Origin of the sequence: Barnesiella intestinihominis YIT 11860 (assembly GCF_000296465.1) — a bacterium.
Lineage (GTDB): Bacteria > Bacteroidota > Bacteroidia > Bacteroidales > Barnesiellaceae > Barnesiella > Barnesiella intestinihominis.
Genome location: NZ_JH815203.1, coordinates 899,345 through 900,858 on the forward strand (window position 1 = coordinate 899,345; position 1,514 = coordinate 900,858).

Here is a 1,514-nt window from a genome sequence, read left to right on the forward strand (position 1 = left end):
AATTTAATCACACTGAAACTTATTGGAGAAAAGGGTGTCGGGTCGTGTATGGACGATTACCTCTCCATTTCCCCCGAATCTATATAAATAGCCTTTCCTTCCGCTTTACTACACAGTATATAAACATTAACGTCATCATTACAAAAAACAACCGTTTCATATCTATTTTATATAAAAATAATTCTACCAAGAAAATATCGAATCTTCCTGCATTATATACTCGACAAAAAAGTCACTCTCTTTCACCCGATAACATTCCATTCTTTGGATAAAGTGTGGACTTAACCCACTTTTACTATGATCTATCTCTCCCCGCTCTTTTATAATCCAATACATTCCATGAGAAATTTTCGAAAAATCTCTATTCTTTTTTAAAGACGAGTCAGAAACTTGCCGTATATATTTTTCCACTCCTGAATAAACACCCACTTGCTTCGTCCCGACTTTTACATGCCACAGTGCGGGAGTGCTACTATACTGCCGCAACGACAGTGGCGTTTGTCCCATATAGAACAATAAATTGGAATTAAAAGGATCTATCTTATCGATATATAACTCACACACGTTCAACTCGGGATTGGATGCTATAATCGTATCAAGAATATAAGCTATATCTTCCCGAAAAATGATATCCGATACCTTCTCTGCTTGTCGGCAAGAAAATAAAAATAGACACGACATACAAACCAAAATAAGCTTTTTCATTTTATTTCCGACTTTAATTTTAAAACTAGACCTTTATTCAATTTCCATTATTACCGGAGGTAAAAATTCATCACAATTTTCAAGAGGAAGGGCTATAAAAGGATAACCCGAAATGAACGGACGGCATGTCAACGTTCCCGCTCTATCTTCTATAATCCAACCATTCCGACCCGATTCTTCCTCTCCTCTTTGAACAGTTTCAACTTTTCTCAATGATTGTTGGAAAAGATATTTTTCCACTCCCGAGTAAATATCAACAACCGCATGCGATATCCTCACTTGCAATAATGATGGCGTTTGCCCGTATTCCAAAGGAAACAAGGGGGCTTTTTCTCCCATATAAAATAGCAAAATTGAATTTCCCGAATCGACTGTATTGATATATAATTCATACACGTCTCCTTTCGGATTAGACGCAATAATCGTATCAAGAATATAAGCCACATCTTCTCGAAAGGTAAAATCTGGCCCCTTCTTTGTTTGCCGACAAGAGAGAAGAACACCAGTTACACAAAACAATAAAAATAAAGATTTCATTTTCACCGCAACCTGTATATTAACAAATTACCATAATAAACATTATTCTATTACAAGTAAAACGATTCTAATAGTATCTACTTTCTGCACTCCCAAAAGGATATCAAGGAAGTCATACTCGATTACCTCCTCACCCTTCTCGAAATCTATATAAATATCCTTTCCTTCCGCTTTACCACACAGTACATAAACATTAACGTCATCATTACAAAAAACAACCGTTTCATATCTATCCATTTTTAAGTAAATCTTGTTACAATCCATAATCCCCC

The 1,514-nt window shown here is 35.7% G+C and carries 3 protein-coding genes; all 3 read right to left on the reverse strand.

Annotation, left to right across the window (positions count from 1 at the left end):
* Window positions 1–183 precede the first annotated feature (183 nt).
* Window positions 184–705, reverse strand: coding sequence for a hypothetical protein (locus HMPREF9448_RS03675; RefSeq protein ID WP_008861241.1), 522 nt, complete (start codon window positions 703–705; stop codon window positions 184–186).
* 33 nt (window positions 706–738) lie between these two features.
* Window positions 739–1,149, reverse strand: coding sequence for a hypothetical protein (locus tag HMPREF9448_RS03680; protein WP_195342788.1), 411 nt, complete (start codon window positions 1,147–1,149; stop codon window positions 739–741).
* 135 nt (window positions 1,150–1,284) lie between these two features.
* A partial coding sequence (locus HMPREF9448_RS14810) for a hypothetical protein (protein WP_008861243.1) occupies window positions 1,285–1,514 on the reverse strand: 230 nt, incomplete at its 5' end.

Bases quoted from the DNA above. Each gene is read 5' to 3' on its own strand.
- HMPREF9448_RS03675 (WP_008861241.1), bottom strand. From the start codon at position 705: ATGAAAAAGCTTATTTTGGTTTGTATGTCGTGTCTATTTTTATTTTCT.